This is a genomic window from Cohnella sp. 56, from assembly GCF_037963805.1.
GTDB lineage: Bacteria > Bacillota > Bacilli > Paenibacillales > Paenibacillaceae > Cohnella.
Map to the genome: position 1 here is coordinate 279,746 of NZ_JAZDQE010000006.1, position 18,537 is coordinate 298,282.

Annotated in this window: 6 protein-coding genes; 1 reads left to right on the forward strand and 5 read right to left on the reverse strand. The window is 50.4% G+C overall.

The features are described from left to right. Positions 1 to 2: 2 nt before the first annotated feature. The 3 genes from VQ071_RS13600 to VQ071_RS13610 form a co-directional block, all read right to left on the reverse strand. Complete coding sequence (locus VQ071_RS13600) at positions 3 to 1,805, reverse strand: sensor histidine kinase (protein WP_340514552.1); 1,803 nt, start codon at positions 1,803 to 1,805, stop codon at positions 3 to 5. 139 nt (positions 1,806 to 1,944) lie between these two features. Continuing rightward, complete coding sequence (locus VQ071_RS13605; protein ID WP_340514553.1) at positions 1,945 to 7,047, reverse strand: S-layer homology domain-containing protein; 5,103 nt, start codon at positions 7,045 to 7,047, stop codon at positions 1,945 to 1,947. 584 nt (positions 7,048 to 7,631) lie between these two features. Further along, positions 7,632 to 8,246 (reverse strand): TetR/AcrR family transcriptional regulator, encoded by a 615-nt coding sequence (locus tag VQ071_RS13610; protein WP_340514554.1) that lies wholly within the window; start codon positions 8,244 to 8,246, stop codon positions 7,632 to 7,634. Positions 8,247 to 8,368: 122 nt separating this feature from the next. Here VQ071_RS13610 and VQ071_RS13615 point away from each other — a divergent pair, with 122 nt between their 5' ends. Continuing rightward, positions 8,369 to 9,331, forward strand: a complete 963-nt coding sequence (locus VQ071_RS13615) for a ketopantoate reductase family protein (protein ID WP_340514555.1) — start codon at positions 8,369 to 8,371, stop codon at positions 9,329 to 9,331. A gap of 84 nt (positions 9,332 to 9,415) precedes the next feature. Here VQ071_RS13615 and VQ071_RS13620 read toward each other — a convergent pair whose 3' ends face one another. Together VQ071_RS13620 and VQ071_RS13625 are read right to left on the reverse strand one after the other, a co-directional pair. Then, on the reverse strand, positions 9,416 to 17,530 hold the full coding sequence (locus tag VQ071_RS13620) for a family 10 glycosylhydrolase (protein ID WP_340514556.1): 8,115 nt from the start codon (positions 17,528 to 17,530) through the stop codon (positions 9,416 to 9,418). A 303-nt stretch (positions 17,531 to 17,833) separates the two neighbouring features. Beyond that, positions 17,834 to 18,493 carry an AlkZ-related protein gene (locus tag VQ071_RS13625; protein ID WP_340514557.1) on the reverse strand — a complete coding sequence of 220 codons (660 nt, stop codon included), beginning with the start codon at positions 18,491 to 18,493 and terminating at the stop codon, positions 17,834 to 17,836. Positions 18,494 to 18,537 lie beyond the last annotated feature (44 nt).

Consider the following 18,537-nt stretch of genomic DNA (forward strand, 5'->3'; position numbering starts at 1 on the left):
TTTCACTCTCCTTTTGTCTCTATCGAATCTGTACGCTCGGCGGATTTGCCCGGGGACTGGGGCATCGGCAGCCTCAGCGTCGCTCTCATGCCGCCCATATCGCCGCGGGCGACCGACACGCCATACTCGACGCCGTACCGGATCTGCAGCCGTCGGTGGACGTTCAGCATGCCGGTATATTCCATGTCCGCGCCCTGTTTCTCCAATTTTGCCTCGATCAGCCGAAGATCGGCGTCCGTCAGCCGCTCGCCGTTATCCTCGACCGAGATGAGCAATCGGCCATCCTGCTCAGCCATCGTCACGGCGATTCTGCCGTCCCTGCGTTTGGGCTCGAGCCCGTATTGGTACGCATTCTCGATGAACGGCTGCAGGATAAGCCGCGGTACGCGCATGTCGCCGCAGCCTGCGGGCAGCTCGCCGAAATCGACGGTAATACGGCTCTTGGCGAAGCGGATGTTCTGAATCTCCACATACGCGCGGGAGTGCTTGATCTCCGTATCGAGCGGCACATCGTCGGAGGCATTGCGGGTAATATATTTGAAGTATTCGCCAAGGTGCTGGCTGAACCGGATGACGCTGTCGTTATCGTTCATCTTCGCCAGGCGGTACAAAATAAAATAAGTATTGTACAGGAAATGCGGATTGATCTGCGACTGCAGCTGCTTCAGCTCCGACGTCTGGGCGCGCAGCTTCTGCTCGTACACTTCCTGGATGAGCACCTTCAGATTGTCCGACATCATGTTGAACCTTTGGAACAAATAGTAGAACTCATCCTGTGTTTTGGGCAGCGGCATCGGCTCCAGCTTTCCCGCCTCCACCTTGCGGAATCCGGTGATCATCCGGTGCAGCGGCTTGCGGATGAGCTGATGCAGCCAGTAAGAATAGGAGATAATAAAGACAAGCGAGACAAACGACAACAGCCACAGCAGCAGCCGGTATTTGTCGATCGCACCGACCAATTCGACCGACGGCACATAGGCGATCAAATAGTAGCCGAACGTAGGCGAACGCTTGTAGGCGACAAAATAGGAGCTGTTTCCCCTGTAGATCTGTGCGTAGCCTTCGTCGGCGCTGTCCTCGGGACGGTTCTGCAAATACTCCGACAGTTCCTTCGTAAGCCCTTCGTCGGCTTGATTGTCCAATATCCAGCCATTCTCGGGATTGACGAGCATCGCGCCCGCGTTCTTGTAGTCGGAGAAGTTCTGCAGCGACTGCTTCATCATCTCCTCGTTGATCTCGATCGAGAGTGCGTACGTTTCCTTCATGTTCGGCAGATCGGAGCCGGGATAAGCGATCGCCATGAACAGCCGGCCGTTCCAGTAGTAATGGCCGACGCCCCGGAGTTTGGACACGGAGGCGACAGCCTGATATTCGGGACTGATCGTGTCGCTGATCGTTTCGTCGCTCGATATCGTCCGCTTCAGCGTCAGAATATGCGCGTTTACGCTTTTGATGTAGCGGTTCGAGCTCTTGATCAGCTGCAGCTTGTCCTGAATACGCTGCACCGTTTCCGTCCATTCCCCGATCGTCATCGTGTTGCTGATAAAGGCGGCGTGTTGGATGTCCTTGTCGACAACGTACTGCTGCAGCAGCCCTATCATCTGCTCATGTTCAACCTCAAGCAAGTTCAGGTAGAAATCGACCCGCGAATTGAGCGATTTCGACAGTTCCTCGCGGACGCTCTTTTCGCCCAGCTGATTCATCCCGAGACCGATGCCGTAGATCGGAGCGACCACAAGCAGGAACGCGATGATCAGCTTCGGAAATATCGTCATTTTCCACTGTCGTTTCCGAAAAACATTCATTTCGAGCCGCCCCTTGCGTGAAAGATTCGGTTCCCGGTGCCGGTTCTCCCGCAGCTTGGCGAGCACGGCGAAAATCGGTGCGTCATATAGCAAACAACCGACGACTCTTGCGAGACGTCGGTTGTTCCTCGACATTGCGTTACAGATTTATAATATCGGTTCCCTTGTAGACCGATACGTGGGACAAGTAGACCGAACCCGTGCCGCTGACCGAACCGAGATCAAAGTTGAGCAGCGGAAGCGACGCCAGCCCGTTGTCCTTAGTAATGACGGCCGAGTCGACTACTGGCGTCTCCATATCGTCCATATACGCCGAGTACACCAGCGTGTTGTCGTCCGTATAGTGGACCTTCAGCACGAAGCGATGCCATTCGTTCGCGGCAGGCGTTACGGTACGATCCTTCAGCGTACCGTCTTCGACATAGGGCAGGTACGCATGTCCTCCCGCATACTCGTGCTCCCGCATCAGGCCGAACACGCGCCAGCTGCTGTCGCGCAGCATCAGGTTCGGCACGGTGTCCATGCTCTCCTTGAAGAATTTGTAGTCCACTACGAACTCTCCATGGTTCCTGATGTACGCCAGCAGATCGGGATCGCTGAACGTCAAGATGTTTTTGCCCGAGTCGGCCTTCAGCACCTTGTTGCCGTCATCGTAGCCCGATTCGCCCTCGGCGGGCTGGACGATCGTTGCATGGCTGTCCGGGTTTACGATCATCTTGCTATTGCCGGCGAGCGGACCGTTATCGTAGCCGTTGAAATCCAGGACGACCAGATTGTTCGTCGGTTTGGCCCTGTACACCCATACATCGTCCAGATCGATCGAGCCTTTATGGCCTGTACCGGCGTCGACTTTAATCAGCGGCTTGGTATGGGTGATCGCATCGCTCAGCGTCGTCTCGGCTCTCTGCAGCAGCGCATCGTCGTAGTACATCTCGTAGGTCAAATTCGAAGTGCCGGAATCGATCTTGAATTTGACCTGCACGCGATGCCATTCGTCCGGGACGACATGAGTCAGCAGACTGTTGCTGCCCCAGATCGGCTTAAACGTCCCGTCTCCCTCCCGGGTCACAAGAGGTGTCCAGGCCGATGCTCCGTCCGTCAAATAAAGCGCCGGCGTGGAATAAGCATCCCCCGTCTTGAATTTGAAATCGATGTTGTACCAGACATCGGGTTCGTATCCTGCATTGTCCAGATCAGGAAGCGTAAAAGAAATCTCGGGAGCCTGGAGCGTGCCCTTAACGTTCAGCACCTTCCCGTCCGTCTGGCCGTTCCCGTTCTTTGCTTCTTTTACCGTAGCGTTCGCGCCGTAGACGGAGAGGCCTTCGGCTGCTGCCTCGCTCGCGTTCAGCGCGCCGGCCGTCATGGCGTCGAATTCGTTGTCGTGAAAAAATTCGACATCTGCATCCGACGGCTTCGGGCCGAAGGTGCGGACGAACGGCACGGGCGGCTCGGCCCCTTTCGCCAGCGCGCCGTTCACGATCATCTCCGGCACCTGGACCGAATCGGTCTCGTATGGCGCGGTCGGCGTATCGTTGACGCCGTCCTCGAAGCCGACAATCAAATAACGCGCCTTAACGTCTGTCTTTCCGGTTGCCCAGGTGAGGTAGCCCAGAAAACCGTAGTTCATAATATTTTGCCAACTGCCGTCCGTTAGCTGCTGCTTCACGCTGGCCGCCGTCTCGTTGCCGTAGTTCGGCGACCAGTCTCCGATGGCATCCTTGGCGTACACGGCAAACACGCGGCCGTGGATCAGCGAACCGGGACCGTCGAACAGCTGAACGCTGTTCAGATCGAATTCCGATCCGAGATCGATCAGGGCGTACCTGTCGCCGGGGCCCGGATCCCAGTAGGTGCCGGCGGCGTTGGTCTGCTCCAGCGTCAGGCTCTGGGGCCCCTCCAGCCGCATATTGAACATCAGATTAGGCTCGGAATTGCTCGGCGTCAGCTTATGGACGGCGACGGGATGAATCGCCTTCGAGATTGGCTTGTAGTAGTCGTCGTGCGTCACGAGGACGAATACCGGCTTCTCGGTGACAGGAACCGTCACTTGGCCGTCCGCGATATCGAGCTCCGTCTGATTGCCCCATTGCACCCCGTCCTCGAGCGTCACGAGATAGGCATGCTCCATCCCTTCCGGAAGCGTCAGCGTATAATTCTGCTTGTTGGCGCCGTCTTCGTCGCCGAGCGAGGTTGGCAGCCACAAGGCGTATACGCCGTCATTGCTGGCGGTTTCCTTGAATTTAAGCACCCATGGACCTTCCAGCCCGCTCTCCCCGCCCTTCTCGACGATCGAATCGAAGCGGGTCGTATCCAGATAATTTTTCATCGTGCCGACATAATACCAGGACGGCCGTTTCCGCGTCGACGTCTGTTGGTTACCGTCGTAGTCGGTCGCGATCATTCCGCTGGAATTGAACCGGCCATCGCGGGTGCTGTACGAACCCGCATCTGGCATCATATACTGCTCCACGCGGTCGATTCCCGCCGCGGCCAGCATCAGATACTCGCGGACGATCCAGCGTGCCTGAACCTCTTCCGCATCGAGGCCCTTATTGATCCCCGGATTGTAGGTTACGCCGTTCTTCGTGTACTCGATCGTTGCGCTGGACTGCGTCCCCTGAGCGACATCCCAGCCGAATTCGGACAGCCAGATTTCCTTGTCGGCCAGATAGTCGTCGCGCAGCTTCTCGAAGCTGGTCATTCTGTCATAGATATGATCTTCTTCGGGAGACATGCCTGTCAGTTTATTTTCGGCGTTCGGATGCTTCACGCCTTCGCCGGCGTAATAATGCCCGTTAATGACATCGAACGGATAACGGACATAGCCTTCCAGAGAGCCGTTATGCGCCGCTTTCCACTGGTCCTCCGTCCGGTTCTGGTCGAACCACTTCATCATATCTTCGAAAAATTGGCGCGTCCCTTGTCCTTGCCCGGCCGACTCGTCGTTATAGAAGATACCGGCCAATCCGCCCAGCACGAGCTTCGCATTGGGATCGGCTTGCTTGATGCCGACATCCGGTCCCATCGTCCCCATATGACCGTCATAATCGGCACTGGTCATCGCCGCGAATTGCGCGCCGGTGAAGTATCCGGCCAGGTCTTCCTCGTTCCAGTTCTCATAGTATTCGACCAGATCCATGCCGATTTTCTTATCCGTGCCGGGCGCAACCTTGACGAGATCGGGATCGAGGTCCTTGTTGCTCCCATAGCGCGCCGCATGCTGGAAGAAGCTTTTTCCGTGCGCCAGGTAGGAGCTGGCTTTCTTCGGGTCCTGGTCTCCCTGCCAGTTCGGCCGCGGATTTCCCCTGCCCGAATTCGCTACGCCGCCCTGGAAGGTAATGGCGACACCGACGCCCGTATCCTTCAGCGATTGATAGAAGCTGTCGAAGGCACCCCAGGTGTTGTTGAATTGCGCTACGGGATCTTGCGTCGTGGCCGAGCTGTTGAGCTGGCCGTTAGCCATCTCTCCGTTGGCCGACCACTCGGTCCAGTTCCAGGTATGATACTCCCGGATGAACCCGATCGCTTGATTCACGTCCTGCGGCATGTTGAAGAAGCTGTTCGTTCCGACAAAATCGCCGAACTTGATATGCGACGGATCAAAAGGCGTTACGCCTTCCTGCGGGCTGAGCTGCCACTCTTCTTCCTCTACAGGGTCCTCTCCGAGGGGGACGCCGTACAGTGCAGCTTCGACGACGTTCACGTCGCAGGTAAACTGCTTGGAATACGGATCGCCGCTGCCGCCCCACCAAGAGTATTTTTCATTAATCGGAATCTTATGGAATCGGAGTGTATTCGCCGTGACCCCTTCTTCGCCCAGATCGAATTTCACCCATTTGCCTTCGTTGGTGAGCGGATAGGCAATGAGCTTCTGGTCTCCGGCATATACTTCGATCGTGCCGCCCATGACTTCATAAGGGCTGCTGCCGTCGGCCGTATACGTCGACGGCGCGTATTTCTGGCCGTCATACAGATAAATCTCGGTCAGCTTGTAATCGCGCAGCAAATTCAGGTTCAGATTCGTTACAGAGGCATCGACCCACTGGCTGGCCCCGGGGGTCCGCCATGTATTCGCATTCGACGATGCCGTAGTATCGATCGGCGGCATATAAGGCTCGGCCGAATTCGGCGGTGCCGCCAGCACCTGCTCGTACTCGTCGAACAGTTTAATTTTATCGGTCGCATACTCTTCGCCGTCGAGCATTCTGTTCGTCACGTGAATCAGAATGGACTCCTCATCCTGGCCGGGCGGCGGCGACTGAGTCGGCGGCGGCGTCTCGGTTGGCGGTGGCGTCTCAGTCGGCGGTGGGCTCTGAGTCGGCGGTGGCGTCACGGTTGGCGGCGGCGTCTCGGTCGGCGGCGGCGTATACACCGTCACCGGCGTCGCTGTCGGCGCGGCCGTTGGCGATCCATTCTCCGTCAGCACGAACCTGACGCCGGAGGGAGACTGAGCCGTATATACCGACGGATCAGGCGCCTCTACCGACACAGGGCCCGCCGCTTGGTAAACGTACATTTGGTTCTCGGAAATATTGCCGTCCACCGCCACACTGTCGGCGCCGGTCACATAAATGCGGCCCGACACCTGCGCGTCTTCCAACTGGATTTCCGCGCCGGGGCTGCTTTGCGCTATGTACAAATCGCCCTTGACTTTCATATGGCTCAGCTTGACGTTGGAGGCATTGACGAACAGATTTCCTGCTACGTCCTGCGAATAGGTCAGCGTGTACCCTTTGCCGCCTTCGACAGGTTCATTCACGATAACCGTTGCGATACGATCCAGCAGCGTGACCGCCTCCGCTATGCTCATGGGGCGCCGCGGCTGATATTCTCCTCCGGCCGTGCCGTTCAGGAGACCCTTTTCCCTGCTGACGCCGATGGCATTCCTGCTCCAGCTCGACATATCGCTATAATCTTGATAGGACTGTGCTTGATCGGAGGCTTCGCCTTCCAGACCGAGCGTTCTCAGAATGGATACTGCCGCCTCTTCCCGGTTTACCGGATCGTTGGGGCGAAAATAACCGTTGAATCCGGTGAGAATGTTGGCCGACGAAGCCAGCATGACGGATCCGTAGTACCCATTACCTTCGGCGACATCTTTGAAATCCGCGGTCCCGGTTTCCTTGTATCCGAACAATTGGCCGATGAGCGCAGCCCATTCCGCCCTTGTGATCGGCTTGTTCGGGTCCGTTACCGGATTCGCCAAAATGCTGAAATATCCCGCCTTGGACCATCTGTTCAACGGTTTGGCCGCCCAGTGCCCGCCATAAGCGGAATCGACTGCAACGCTCCGAATGGACGAAGGCGATGCTCCCCCGGACCCGACTGCAACATCGGAACCCGCTGCGAAGGCCTGCGTTGCCAGCAGCAGACTTAACAGCAAGCTGACAAACGGCAAGCTCCTCATTCTCGGCAATCCTCTTCTCATTGCTCATCCTCCCGCATGCAATGTATTAGTGCAAGAAATGCTGCAACAATTTAATTATAGAAGTCCTCAAAAAGGATTAAATATCAATTCTTTGCCATTGATTGCACTTTCATATCTCATCTGCCGAATAGGTCGCATTTACATGCAGACTCATTAAAAAAACCATGCGTCGTCGGCGCATGGGTCTTGGTCATGATTCATATCGATCGCCTTTATAACTTCCTTAACTCATCCAGAATATCTGCCGGCTCCAGGCGCCTCATAAATCCGGATTGACATACGCGGACCGGATAACGCCCGACTCGTCGATCATGAAGGTAGACGGAATGGGGAGGAACTGTTGAATTGGAGACGAGCTCTGAGGAAGGAAGTGTGTTTAAGGTTGCGTTGATGCGTGGTTAGGGGCTCGATCTCTTTTGCAAATTTCCTTTATTAGCATCAGGACGCTGCGGATTGACCGTGCCAAAGATATGATACGGTGTTATCCCATTTGCAAATAGATTATCTATCAACTTGACCAATTCTTCCGACGATAGATCTTTGCCGTTGCGTATCCATAGGCGAAACAAAGATATTAGTGTAGATATGTAAAACTCAATGATGTATGGTGCCAAGACATCATTTGATGGAAAGTTCGCAATCAACTTCTCAAAGGGAATTTCTCTTTTCAGACGTTCAACAAAATGAACAGCGCCATAGTCGCCCAAGAGGGCTTTAAAAACAGAAACTTCCTCTGCATTTTCCAAGCATTGAAGCGCATCTTGAAAAGTATGTGTAGAAAACGCTCTGCTTGCCATTTCCTCGTTAATGGATTTCATGACACGCTCTTCAACGTAGTCCAACAACTCATAGATATCCGTAAAGTATTGATAAAATGTACTGCGATTATATCCTGATCGGTTAGCAATTTCTTGAATGGAGATTTTTTCAATTGGTTTTTGACTGTATAAATCACAGAATACATTTATAAAGGTCTGCCTGGTTTTGTCCGTAATTTCAGGTTGCTTGTTCATGCTTGGCCTCCATTTCTGGTTCAATAGACGATCCGACAGATATTAAAAATCTGATGGTTGATGACTGTATGGCGAATCCATACAATATGATCATACAACACGTTGTTGGATTATCAATAAGGATGATCAACGATTTGGGGGCGGCTAAAATAAAAATTTTATTGTTCGGCAGAGGTGTAATATCGACTCAATATGCGTGGGCTTTCCAACAGGCAGGTCATACAGTCGAGTTTTACGTTAGAAAAGGGAGGAAAGAAACCTTCGGAAGCCATATAGCGCTTGAAATGTGGGACGCACGAAAAGGGAAAAAGCTCATAAAAGAAAGCTGGAACGTCAAACTGCACGAGGAGATCCTCCCCAATTATGATCTCATTATTGTGAGCGTCAATACGGAACAGCTCCCGGAAGCCGCACAATTCCTGTCAACTGCTGCAGGAAATACCCCGATCCTCCTATTTAATAATATTTGGCAAGATCTGAAGTCGTCTATCGCACCATTATCTATGAACAATGTTGTCTTTGGCTTCCCCGGAGCAGGCGGCGGCATAGCGGACAATAAGCTTAGGGGCGGCTTTTTGAAAATGGTATTTCTGGAAAAGCCACGTGCAGGCACGGAGCCTATTAACAACAAGGTCAGAGAACTATTTGAAAGCGCCCATTTTAAAATCAACTGGATAAAGGATATGCAAAACTGGTTATGGAATCACTTTGCCATGAATGCAGCGATGGAAGCGGAAGTGTTAAAACGGGGCAGTTTCCCCGCGCTCATGAACCATAAGGACTCCTTTTCCAATGTTGGGTTGAGTATGAGAGAAATGATCCCGGTACTTAAAGCAAGAGGTGCAAAGCTTGATGCCATTTCCCTCCTGTTGACTAAAATTCCACCGGCCCTTCTCGGCATCCTTTTTAACAAGGTTATTTTTGCAAAGGGCAGCTTGGCACGACTCTTCGTGCAATACAACAATAGTAAAGCAGGTTTTGCGGTACTTGAGGTTGTGAGAGAAGCCAAAAAGTTTGGCATTCCTTTACCGCGTCTTACTGAGGCTTTTGAAAACACTGAGTATCACAATATGGTTTTACAGTAAGTATTGAATAAGTTTTTACGATGAGAAATCGCCAGGCCCCCGGCTCAATTGCCGGGGGCCTGGTTTTACGGATTGATCTCAGCTTTATTTACTTGCGAACTCTAGCGCTCTCAGCAGAATGACCACCGACTCGGCTCTTGTTGCCGTTTGATTCGGAGCAAACCTGTTGCCGCCGACGCCTTGCACGAGCCCGTTCTCAACTGCCGCTGCGACTGCCGCTCTAGCCCATGCCGGGATCTCGGCGTCATCCGCGAATACAGTAGTTGCCTTGGAGTTGTCGGCGAAGCCAAGCGCATTCACGATCATCATCACCATCTCGATGCGGCTGATCTTCGCGTTCGGTCTGAAGCTGCCATCGGAGTAGCCGTTCACGATTCCAGCCTGCACAGCTTGAGCGATGCCTTGCTTCGCCCACGAGCCGATGGCTGCCTTATCGTTGAATGCCAGCTCGGCTCCGTCACCTGGCAAGTTCAGCATACGAGCCAGCATGACTGCAAACTCGGCGCGGGTAACCTCGCTCTTCGGCTTGAATGTGCCGTCAGCATAGCCGCCGATAATGCCCTTAGCCGCTGCAAGTTTAATACTTGCTTCCGCCCAGTGACCTACAATGTCGCTAAATTTGACTTCAACGTTCTCTTCAGGCTTCGTTTCCTCTTCTTCGGTCACAGGAGCAATTACATTCACAACGCAAGTCGCAGTCATATTTCCATCTGCGGTTGTTACTGTGATTGTTGCCGTACCGCTTCCTTTTGCTACAACTCTACCTGCACCATCGACAATTGCAACATTTTCGTCGCTGGATTTCCATGTCACCTGCATAAAGTCCGCATTATTGGGCCTGATCGCTGCTGTCAACTGAGATTGATCGCCAACTTTCAGTTCCAATGTCTGCTTGTCAAGACTGACACCTGTAACATGTACCACTTCATAGACTGGTGCTGGGTTTTTTGCGGCAATAAATCTTGCTACAGCACTTTTTAAGTTAACAGCTGCACGATCGATCTCATCCTGCGTCTGTGCATCCGCTTTGGCGGTTAGCGCATCTGTTATTGCAGCTTCCAGGGCATCTTTTGCAATTTGCGGATACTGCCCCGGATTAGTACCGATGTCTGCCGTGTCTCTTAAATCTGCAGCTGTTTTTATTTGATTGTCCAACTCGGTCGTATCGATTGTCTCTGATGGTAAGCTTACAGTTACAACAGCGGTTGCCGTTTTATTGCCATCCTCGGTCGTCACTGTGATAACAGCCGTGCCCTCTGCGATCGCTGTAACCTTGCCCGTATTGTCAATGGCTGCAATTCCGTCATCGCTGGATGTCCATGTTACATTTTTATTAGCTGCTCCTGATGGCGTGATTGTCGCCTTCAGTTGGAAAACAGCGCCTACGTTTAATTGAAGCGTTTCTTTATCGAGGCTCACTTCCTCCACTTTGACATCCGGATCCGGTATTTGTGCAGCCTTGAAGCTTTCTACTGCGGATTTCAAGCCTTCCACTGCAATATCGATCTCTTCCTGGGTCTTTGCATTAACCTTTGTACCTGAGGCTATGGCTACTGCAGCAGTCAAGGCATCTATGGCCTCTTGCGGATACTGCCCGACTTCCGTACCAACCTCAGCATTTTCTAATAGCTCCATCGCTGCTGCTATTTCACTGTCCAATGCGGAAGTATCAATTATTTCTAATTGAGTGCTTTCGTTTGACGGCATACTTTCATCGCTCAGCCTGTTTAATGCAGTCACAACATAATTACTTGCCGGTGTTCCTGCAGGATCAGTATAGCTGTGCAGACCTGTCTCACTCTTGCGAACTTTGGCAATCAATTTAACAGGATCGTTAATGTTTACAGCCTCATGATCTTCAAAACGATAAACTGCATAGTAGGCCGTTTTCTCATCATTATCCTGCCAACTAATTGTATGGCTCCCGTCTTCGACTGTCGCACTTACGATTACCGGAGCTTCAGGCGCAACTCCACCCTTCCACGGCATTGCCGGCATCAGGGCTTTGGTTGCCCACAAGTCGTTCTTTATAAGTGATGCAGCAGACACAGCGTTAGGAGAATTCACTTTGAATGAGTTATACGTAAAAATCATAGTACCGTCTATATTGGGGTTTGCAGCATTAAACTTAAGCTGGCGTGCAATTTCCTGATCCCCGACACCCAACGTATTCCAATATTTATCGCTAGCGGCTTCATTAGGATCTAACCAGTACAAACCCACACCAATATATAGCTGTGTTTGGACATCAGGGTTGTTTTTAAGCAAGTCCGACCACCATGACGATACAACGCCATACCCTGCGGCCGAATTGGCAAATGTCCAGTACACCTGTGGGGTTATATAGTCGATGATTTCTTCCAACACCCACTTCTTCGTATCCGCATAAGCACGGTCATAGTTTGGTATTCCGGCCGAAGTTTCAGAACCATCCGGATGTCCGTCTTTCATGTTGCCCCATACACCCGCCGGGCTAATCCCGAATTTAACCCACGGCTTAGCTGCGTTTATTCGATTATGCAGATTTTTAACCAGTGTATAGGTGTTATTTCTGCGCCAATCCTCAATCTTCGGAAACTCAGCTTTGTCGGCATACGTATCATAGGTGCTCGTATCGCTATAGCCTGCATCAAATCCGCCATTGCTGCCAACATAGAAATAATCGTCAAAGTGTATGCCGTCTATGTCGTAGTTCTCGACGATTTCCATAATGGAGTCTTCGACATATTTCTCAGCTTCCGGAATTCCCGGGTCAAGGACAAAGCGGCTTGTGCCCACCTTGATCCATTCCGGATGTTTGGCATAGATACTATCAGGCACCTTGCTCAACATTTCTCCAACTGCCTTTAAGTCCGGCAAAGGATTTCCTGATTCGTCCTTATACATTGCCGGCGGCATGGACACGCGGTACGGGTTGGCCCACGCATGCAGTTCGAGATTTCTCTTGTGTGCTTCTTCAATGGCAAACTGCAGCGGGTCGAATCCCGGATCGCCATCCTGTTTTCCTGTCAGCCAGTAGGACCATGGTGCAAGCTCTGATTTATAAAAGGCATCTGATGTCGGCCTTACCTGGAACATTACTGCATTGGCGCCTGTTCCTGCGAGATCATCGAGAATTTTTATAAGATCTGCTTTTTGCACCGCCATACGCGCTTGTGTGTCTTCAATCTTCCACGAATCTGTCGATGGCCAGTCAATGTTCACGACAGTGCTTATCCAGGCAGCACGCATCTCACGCTTGTTTACCGGTGTTGCCTCCGGGACATTATACTTATCCCATGGTGCTGCGATTCGTGCTGCAAAATATTTTCCTACTTCTGTATTTAATACGGCTACAGCAGCATCAATCGCATCCTGATTCGCATGAATATCGTCTAACACTGCTTGTGCCGCTGCAATGGCGGTAATGACAGCAGTTTTTGCATTTTGCGGATACTGTCCGCCAAGTGTCCCTACTACTGTCGAATTCACCTTCGCTTGTGCATCTGCGATAGCCCCGTTAAGTTTAGTTCTATCAACATCCATTGGAACCATTGAATCCTCAAACGTCTTAATTGCAGCATTTAGATGGTTTAGTATCAGATCAATATCTGTCTGGGTTGCTGCATCAGCTTTAGCAGTTATTGCAGATGTTATCGCAGATCCCAAATCATCAATTGATTTTGGTGGATACTGTCCAGGTTCCGTGCCTGCAACTGCTCCATCATGCAGCGCATTAGCCTTGGCGATCGCAGCATCTAGATCAATGGTCACCAAAGGTGCAACCACCATTCCGTCGAAATCAACAACAGCTTGCGCTAACGCAGCTTTTGCCGCCTCAACCTCTTCTTTGGTTGCATCTGCATGGTTAGATACTGTGTTTGCTGCCTCTATCGCTGCCTGCAGTGCTGCCTTGGCTCCGCTTTGATATTGTCCCGGCAGTGTTCCTTCGACTGCAACATCATGCTTTGCCTTTGCGGCGTCTATCGCAGCTTTTAAACCCTGAATATCAATGAGCGGAATTTGCGAAGCTTTAAAAGTATCCACTGCCGTATTTAAGATTTCTGCCGCATGATCGATATCTGACTGTACGGTGCTGCTAACCAAAGATTGTGCGGCCACGAGAGCAACATTCAGATCAGCTATGGAGCCTACAGGGTACTGACCTCCCTGTGTCCCTTCCACTGCGCCGAGCAGCAGGGATTTTGCAGCTGCAATTGCTCCGATCAGCGCCGTTTTATTTAATGTGGCAGCCGGCGCAACATTATATATCGCAGTAAGATCGTCCATGTAGATCGTACCGTTTACTCTGCCGGCAGCAGAGGTTTCAACCAATCCGGGCATAATGTTTAGCAAAAGGCCGGTTGATGAATTAATATTGGCTGTTGACAGATCATAGGTTACAAAATTCCAGCCTGATCTCATCACTGAATTGGCAGGCAAGAAATTGGCAGTCGTGGGTGAAGAACCGTCTGCCTTTCTGACCTCTGCACGCAAGCTGAAAATCGTCTCGTCATTGCCGTAAAGCCAAAAACCAATTTTGTTCGGTGTATTGTCTCCGGTAAATTTCAATTTTGGATTCGGATAGGATGCACCCTTTACATAAGCACTGACTGTCCCGCTAGTTCCGGCAAAATTATAATCAATCTTAAATGATCTATTTCCGTTTTTTACATAATTGGAATCGTTGTTATATGAAATAGCAGGCTTCGTGCTTCCTCCATCATTAATCCAGTCAACCAAGCTCTTGCCGCTGCCATGGTCCTCATAGTCCTCTATGATCTGATGGCGCTCGCTGACAATCTGTGCAGCATGATAAGCATCAACCGCTGCGTTAAGCAAATCGGTAGCGCTATAGATATCTGCCATAACGGCTGCCGGATTGTTCATCACACGAGCTGCAGCATCGACAGCAGTATTAAGCCCCATGCGCTCCGATACAGGATACTGCCCGTTGCCCGTACCGGCAGTTGTGCTGTCATACAGGCTTTGCGCAGCTGCAATTGCCCCGCTTATTTCTGCCGTATCCTTTGTTTCACTTCCATAGACAGCCACAAGATCGTCTATATAAATGGTGCTGTCCACCTTATCAGTGGAGGATGTGGCAACAATACCGGGCAGCAGCGTGATACAAAGGCCCGTAGCTTGATAGGATGGATCCACGTTGTACGTCAGGTACTTCCATCCGGTAAAGTTCAGCGTATTCGAAATGTCCTGATTTTTATTAGGGGAACCCGTAGTCATTCCTGAGCGGAATTCTGCCCTCAGAGAATATGTTTTAACATTATTTCCATATACCCAGAAACCGATCTTTTGCGGTACTTCTCCGGGTTTAAACACAATGCCCGTCCCTTGGTTCGGACGAACATAGGCGCTTGCAGTCCCTGCAACTTTGGATAATTTATAGTCAACCTTCAAGGAACTATTTCCACTATGCTTGATAACAGTATCGTAGGACAAAGTTGGCGGTGTGCTGCTGACACTGTCGCCTGTCCACTTCATCATGCTTTGGGCAGCACCGCCGTTAACAGCCCCATTTTCAAAGTCGTCCAGAAATACAACTGCAGCAACTTCAACTGTCGCCGTAACATTCGTGGATGTTCCGTTTATTGTCCCTGCAACAGTAAATCTGTGTGTCGATAAGCACTCAACAGCCGGGTCCACACTTGGCCAGGTTACTAGAACAGTGTCCGTTGTGCCATCATCGTAGGTGACCTTGACAGTATTCGGGAGCTTCGGCGCTACGCCGATCCCTGTCTGCACATATACCGGATCAATGCTTACGATGTTTACAGCCCTTTCGACCGTTACCGCAGCTTCTGCCTTCATTGCGGCACCTTCAACTGTACCCTTCACGGTAAAGGTATTCATGCTAGCGTAGTCTGCCGCCGGAATATCATCCCAGACGACTGCTACAGTTGCGCTTGTACCGTCAGCGTATGTGGCATTAACGCTAGGGGGGAGTATGGGAGGTATTCCCACCCGCGTTTTAACGGCTATGGGTGCATATGCGTTAACTGCCGGATATACGATATAATTGCCTTCCGCTCTTAGATTTGTTCCATCAACGGTTCCCTGTATGCCTCTCACACTTGGATTTTTGTATTCGTTGAAAGGCGCAGCGTTTTTATAATCTTCAGGGTCCGGAGTTTCCCATACAACAGGAAGTGACGACACTGTATGGTCCGTATATATTACATCTACAGTAGCTGGAAATACCGGAGCTGTATGTTGTTCTGTTCTTACAATGACAGGATTAATGTATTTTATAGCCGGCGCAACAACTGAAACATGTGCTGTTGCAGTCATTTCTGTTGGTGTTCCGTTCGTATTCATAACTGTCCCGGTTACATCAAAGCTATCTCCGGCAGCGGAATAAAGATTAGGGTCCGTAATCTTGTCCCACTTGACCATCATATTAGCCGGAGAACCCGATGTCATGTCGACCTTTACGGATACGGGAAGAACCGGGGCTGTACCGACTGCAGTAGTCATGTTTGCATCGATTGCATGAACCGGTGCCGGTGCATTTGGCGAGCTCTCGTTATGGAGGCGGTCCAGTGCAGTGACAACATATTGTACCTTGCTTGGATCAGATACAGTTGTATCGGTATAGCTCGTTATATCTTTTCCGTCAAGATCCACATTTTTACCGACAACTGCGATTATTTTTGTCGAATCTGATGTATCCGGATTTGCACCCTGTGCAAATCTATAAATCACATAATATGCGGTGCTGCCTGTATCATCACCAGATGTCCATGTTACTTGTGTAACACCATCTGCAGGCTCGGCAGCAACGTTTGTGGGCATCGCTGGGGCAACACCGCTCTTCCAGGTTGATGTTGGAGCGATCGCCTTGTTCGCCCAAGCGGCTCTTACTCCCTTTTCTACAGCTTCCTTTTTATAAACTTTGGCATCCGGAACAATATTGCTGCCCTGGTAAAGGAATGAACCATTGATCCCGCGGCCGGTAATTGCACTTATGTAATTTGTATTGAGTTGTATCTCTCTGATAATTTCATCCTTGGCATAGGGATCTAAAAATCCAGTTTCAGTTGAATTGGTCGTATCATTCACCCTGTACAATCCCATGCCCATATAAAGCTTGGTATCGGGATTTGTGAGGTGATCCGCCCACCAGGTTGCGATGACACCGTAGGGAGCCACATCACGGCCAAAGGGCCAGTAAACCTGCGGGGTCAGGTAATCAACCAGTCCCTCGTTCCCCCATCTTAACGTATCTGCAAAGTCCCTATCATAGTTGGGTCCACCACCGGCAGTCGGAGAACCGTTAGCATGCCCGTCTTTCATATTGCCCCACATACCGGCAGGGCTTATTCCAAACTGTACCCAGGGTTTTGCCGAACGGATTTTTTGGGACAGACCGCTGATCAGCTTGTACGTATTATTTCTTCGCCAATCGCCTATGTTTGTAAAACCGCCCTTGTACTTTTCAAATGTAGCCTTGTCATCATAATCATAGACATTGCCCTCGTGATAGAAATAGTCATCGAAATGAACGCCGTCAATATCATACTTATTGACAACTTCCATAACGCTATCCTCTACCCATGCTTGCGCTTCAGGTATGCCCGGATCTACTACATACACACCATCATAGGATTTTTTAATCCAATCAAAATGAGTGTTGAAAATACTTTTGGGCAGTGCCTTCAGTTGAGCAACCATCGTATCATTGATCGCAGTTGCAGCGCGATATGGATTAAACCATGCGTGCAGCTCTATGCCGCGCTTGTGCGCTTCATCTATTGCATATTGAAGCGGGTCAAAGCCTGGATCGCCGCCTGGTGTCCCTGTCATAACTGTAGACCAGGGCACGAGATCAGATTTATACAGCGCATCCGAAGATGGGCGCACCTGAAACATAACTGCATTCAGATTGCTGGCAGCCGCCGCATCCAACATATTACTCAGTTCTTGCTTTTGCTTTTCCACCCTTGCTGCAGTATCGGCAATAGCTAACGATGCTGAGGATGGCCAGTCAGAATTGTAAACGGTTACAATCCAAGTCGCACGCATATCTTCCTTCTTGGAAACATCCGAGTTCAAGTACTGCTGATAGGGTGCCCATGCATCTGAATCTGGAGGGTTAGCCCCCGCCGCTGAAACGTGAATAGCAGGCAGCATGGATGTTAGCATTAGCACGATAAGCATCCTGCTGCATATGGCTTTACAACGCGCAAAAAAACGATTCATTTTCACTGCTCCTTTTATTAATTTTGGCATTTCTCTCCAAGCCGCCGAACAGATCCGCCTTATTTTATTTCCCAATCCCTCCCTATAAAGTCGCACAGCTGATCTTATTTGAATATTATACAAATTCGAATGTGTCGTCAATAAATTTCACAAACATATTTTATAGTGAAACTTTATTTCGACATAAAAATATAAGGCAGCTCGCTCTTCATAAGAAAAGCCCAAGCGCTAACACGCTTGGGCTCAAATATAGAAGGTAAACGGTTCTGTTATATTACTTCCTTGACGAATGTGCAATAACGGCTAAAGCTTCAGTTTTTTAGCAAAAAACTTTAAGGCTTTGTCCGTACAGGTTGTTGATAATTCCGCTAACATCCGTTTTTTCGCATCCTCAATAGACACATCGTCCTGAGTCCCCTTCACCGAGTTTAACCATAAATCCGATGGCTGGTAGCACATGCTGCTCCAACCAGAATCATTTTCACTTTGCTTTGCTGCACCAGTGATGACTACATCGCCATAATTTTGAAGTTCAACAAGTGATTTTTCATACTCTTTTTTGTCCTCTTTTGCATTTAACCCTGCTTCTTTCCGTAAATTCCGTGAATCCATGATTCCATACTCCATCAAGACTTTATAGAGATGCAAAGCCGTTCTGGAAATATGACCATCATGATATCTTTCTTCAACCGTTTTGTTCAATGTAAGTATCGTTTTGAATAAGGGAAATAAATCTTTATGAATAAAACATGCCTTATCGCCGAAGAATTTCCCATAAGCTGCAACATCGTCTTGAACGATCTTAACTCGCCATTGCCAAGGGTCGGTATCGGTTCCGGTGTGCCAATGATCGCTGGCCGTCACATCTGCTAGTGACGGATATTCAGGAACAAAGCCTGAAAAGGGTAGAATCTTATAGTTCTCAACCAATTGTACAAATTCCCTATAATTTAAAACTTCCATTGTCTGCAGCACCCTTTATTCTATTGGAATTTCGTGATACAACT

What these genes read in the sequence shown, in the direction of transcription:
- VQ071_RS13615 (WP_340514555.1), top strand. Translation starts at nt 8,369, where the DNA reads ATGATCAACGATTTGGGGGCGGCTAAAATAAAAATTTTATTGTTCGGC.
- VQ071_RS13625 (WP_340514557.1), bottom strand. Translation starts at nt 18,493, where the DNA reads ATGGAAGTTTTAAATTATAGGGAATTTGTACAATTGGTTGAGAACTAT.
- VQ071_RS13610 (WP_340514554.1), bottom strand. Translation starts at nt 8,246, where the DNA reads ATGAACAAGCAACCTGAAATTACGGACAAAACCAGGCAGACCTTTATA.
- VQ071_RS13600 (WP_340514552.1), bottom strand. Translation starts at nt 1,805, where the DNA reads ATGAATGTTTTTCGGAAACGACAGTGGAAAATGACGATATTTCCGAAG.
- VQ071_RS13620 (WP_340514556.1), bottom strand. Translation starts at nt 17,530, where the DNA reads ATGAATCGTTTTTTTGCGCGTTGTAAAGCCATATGCAGCAGGATGCTT.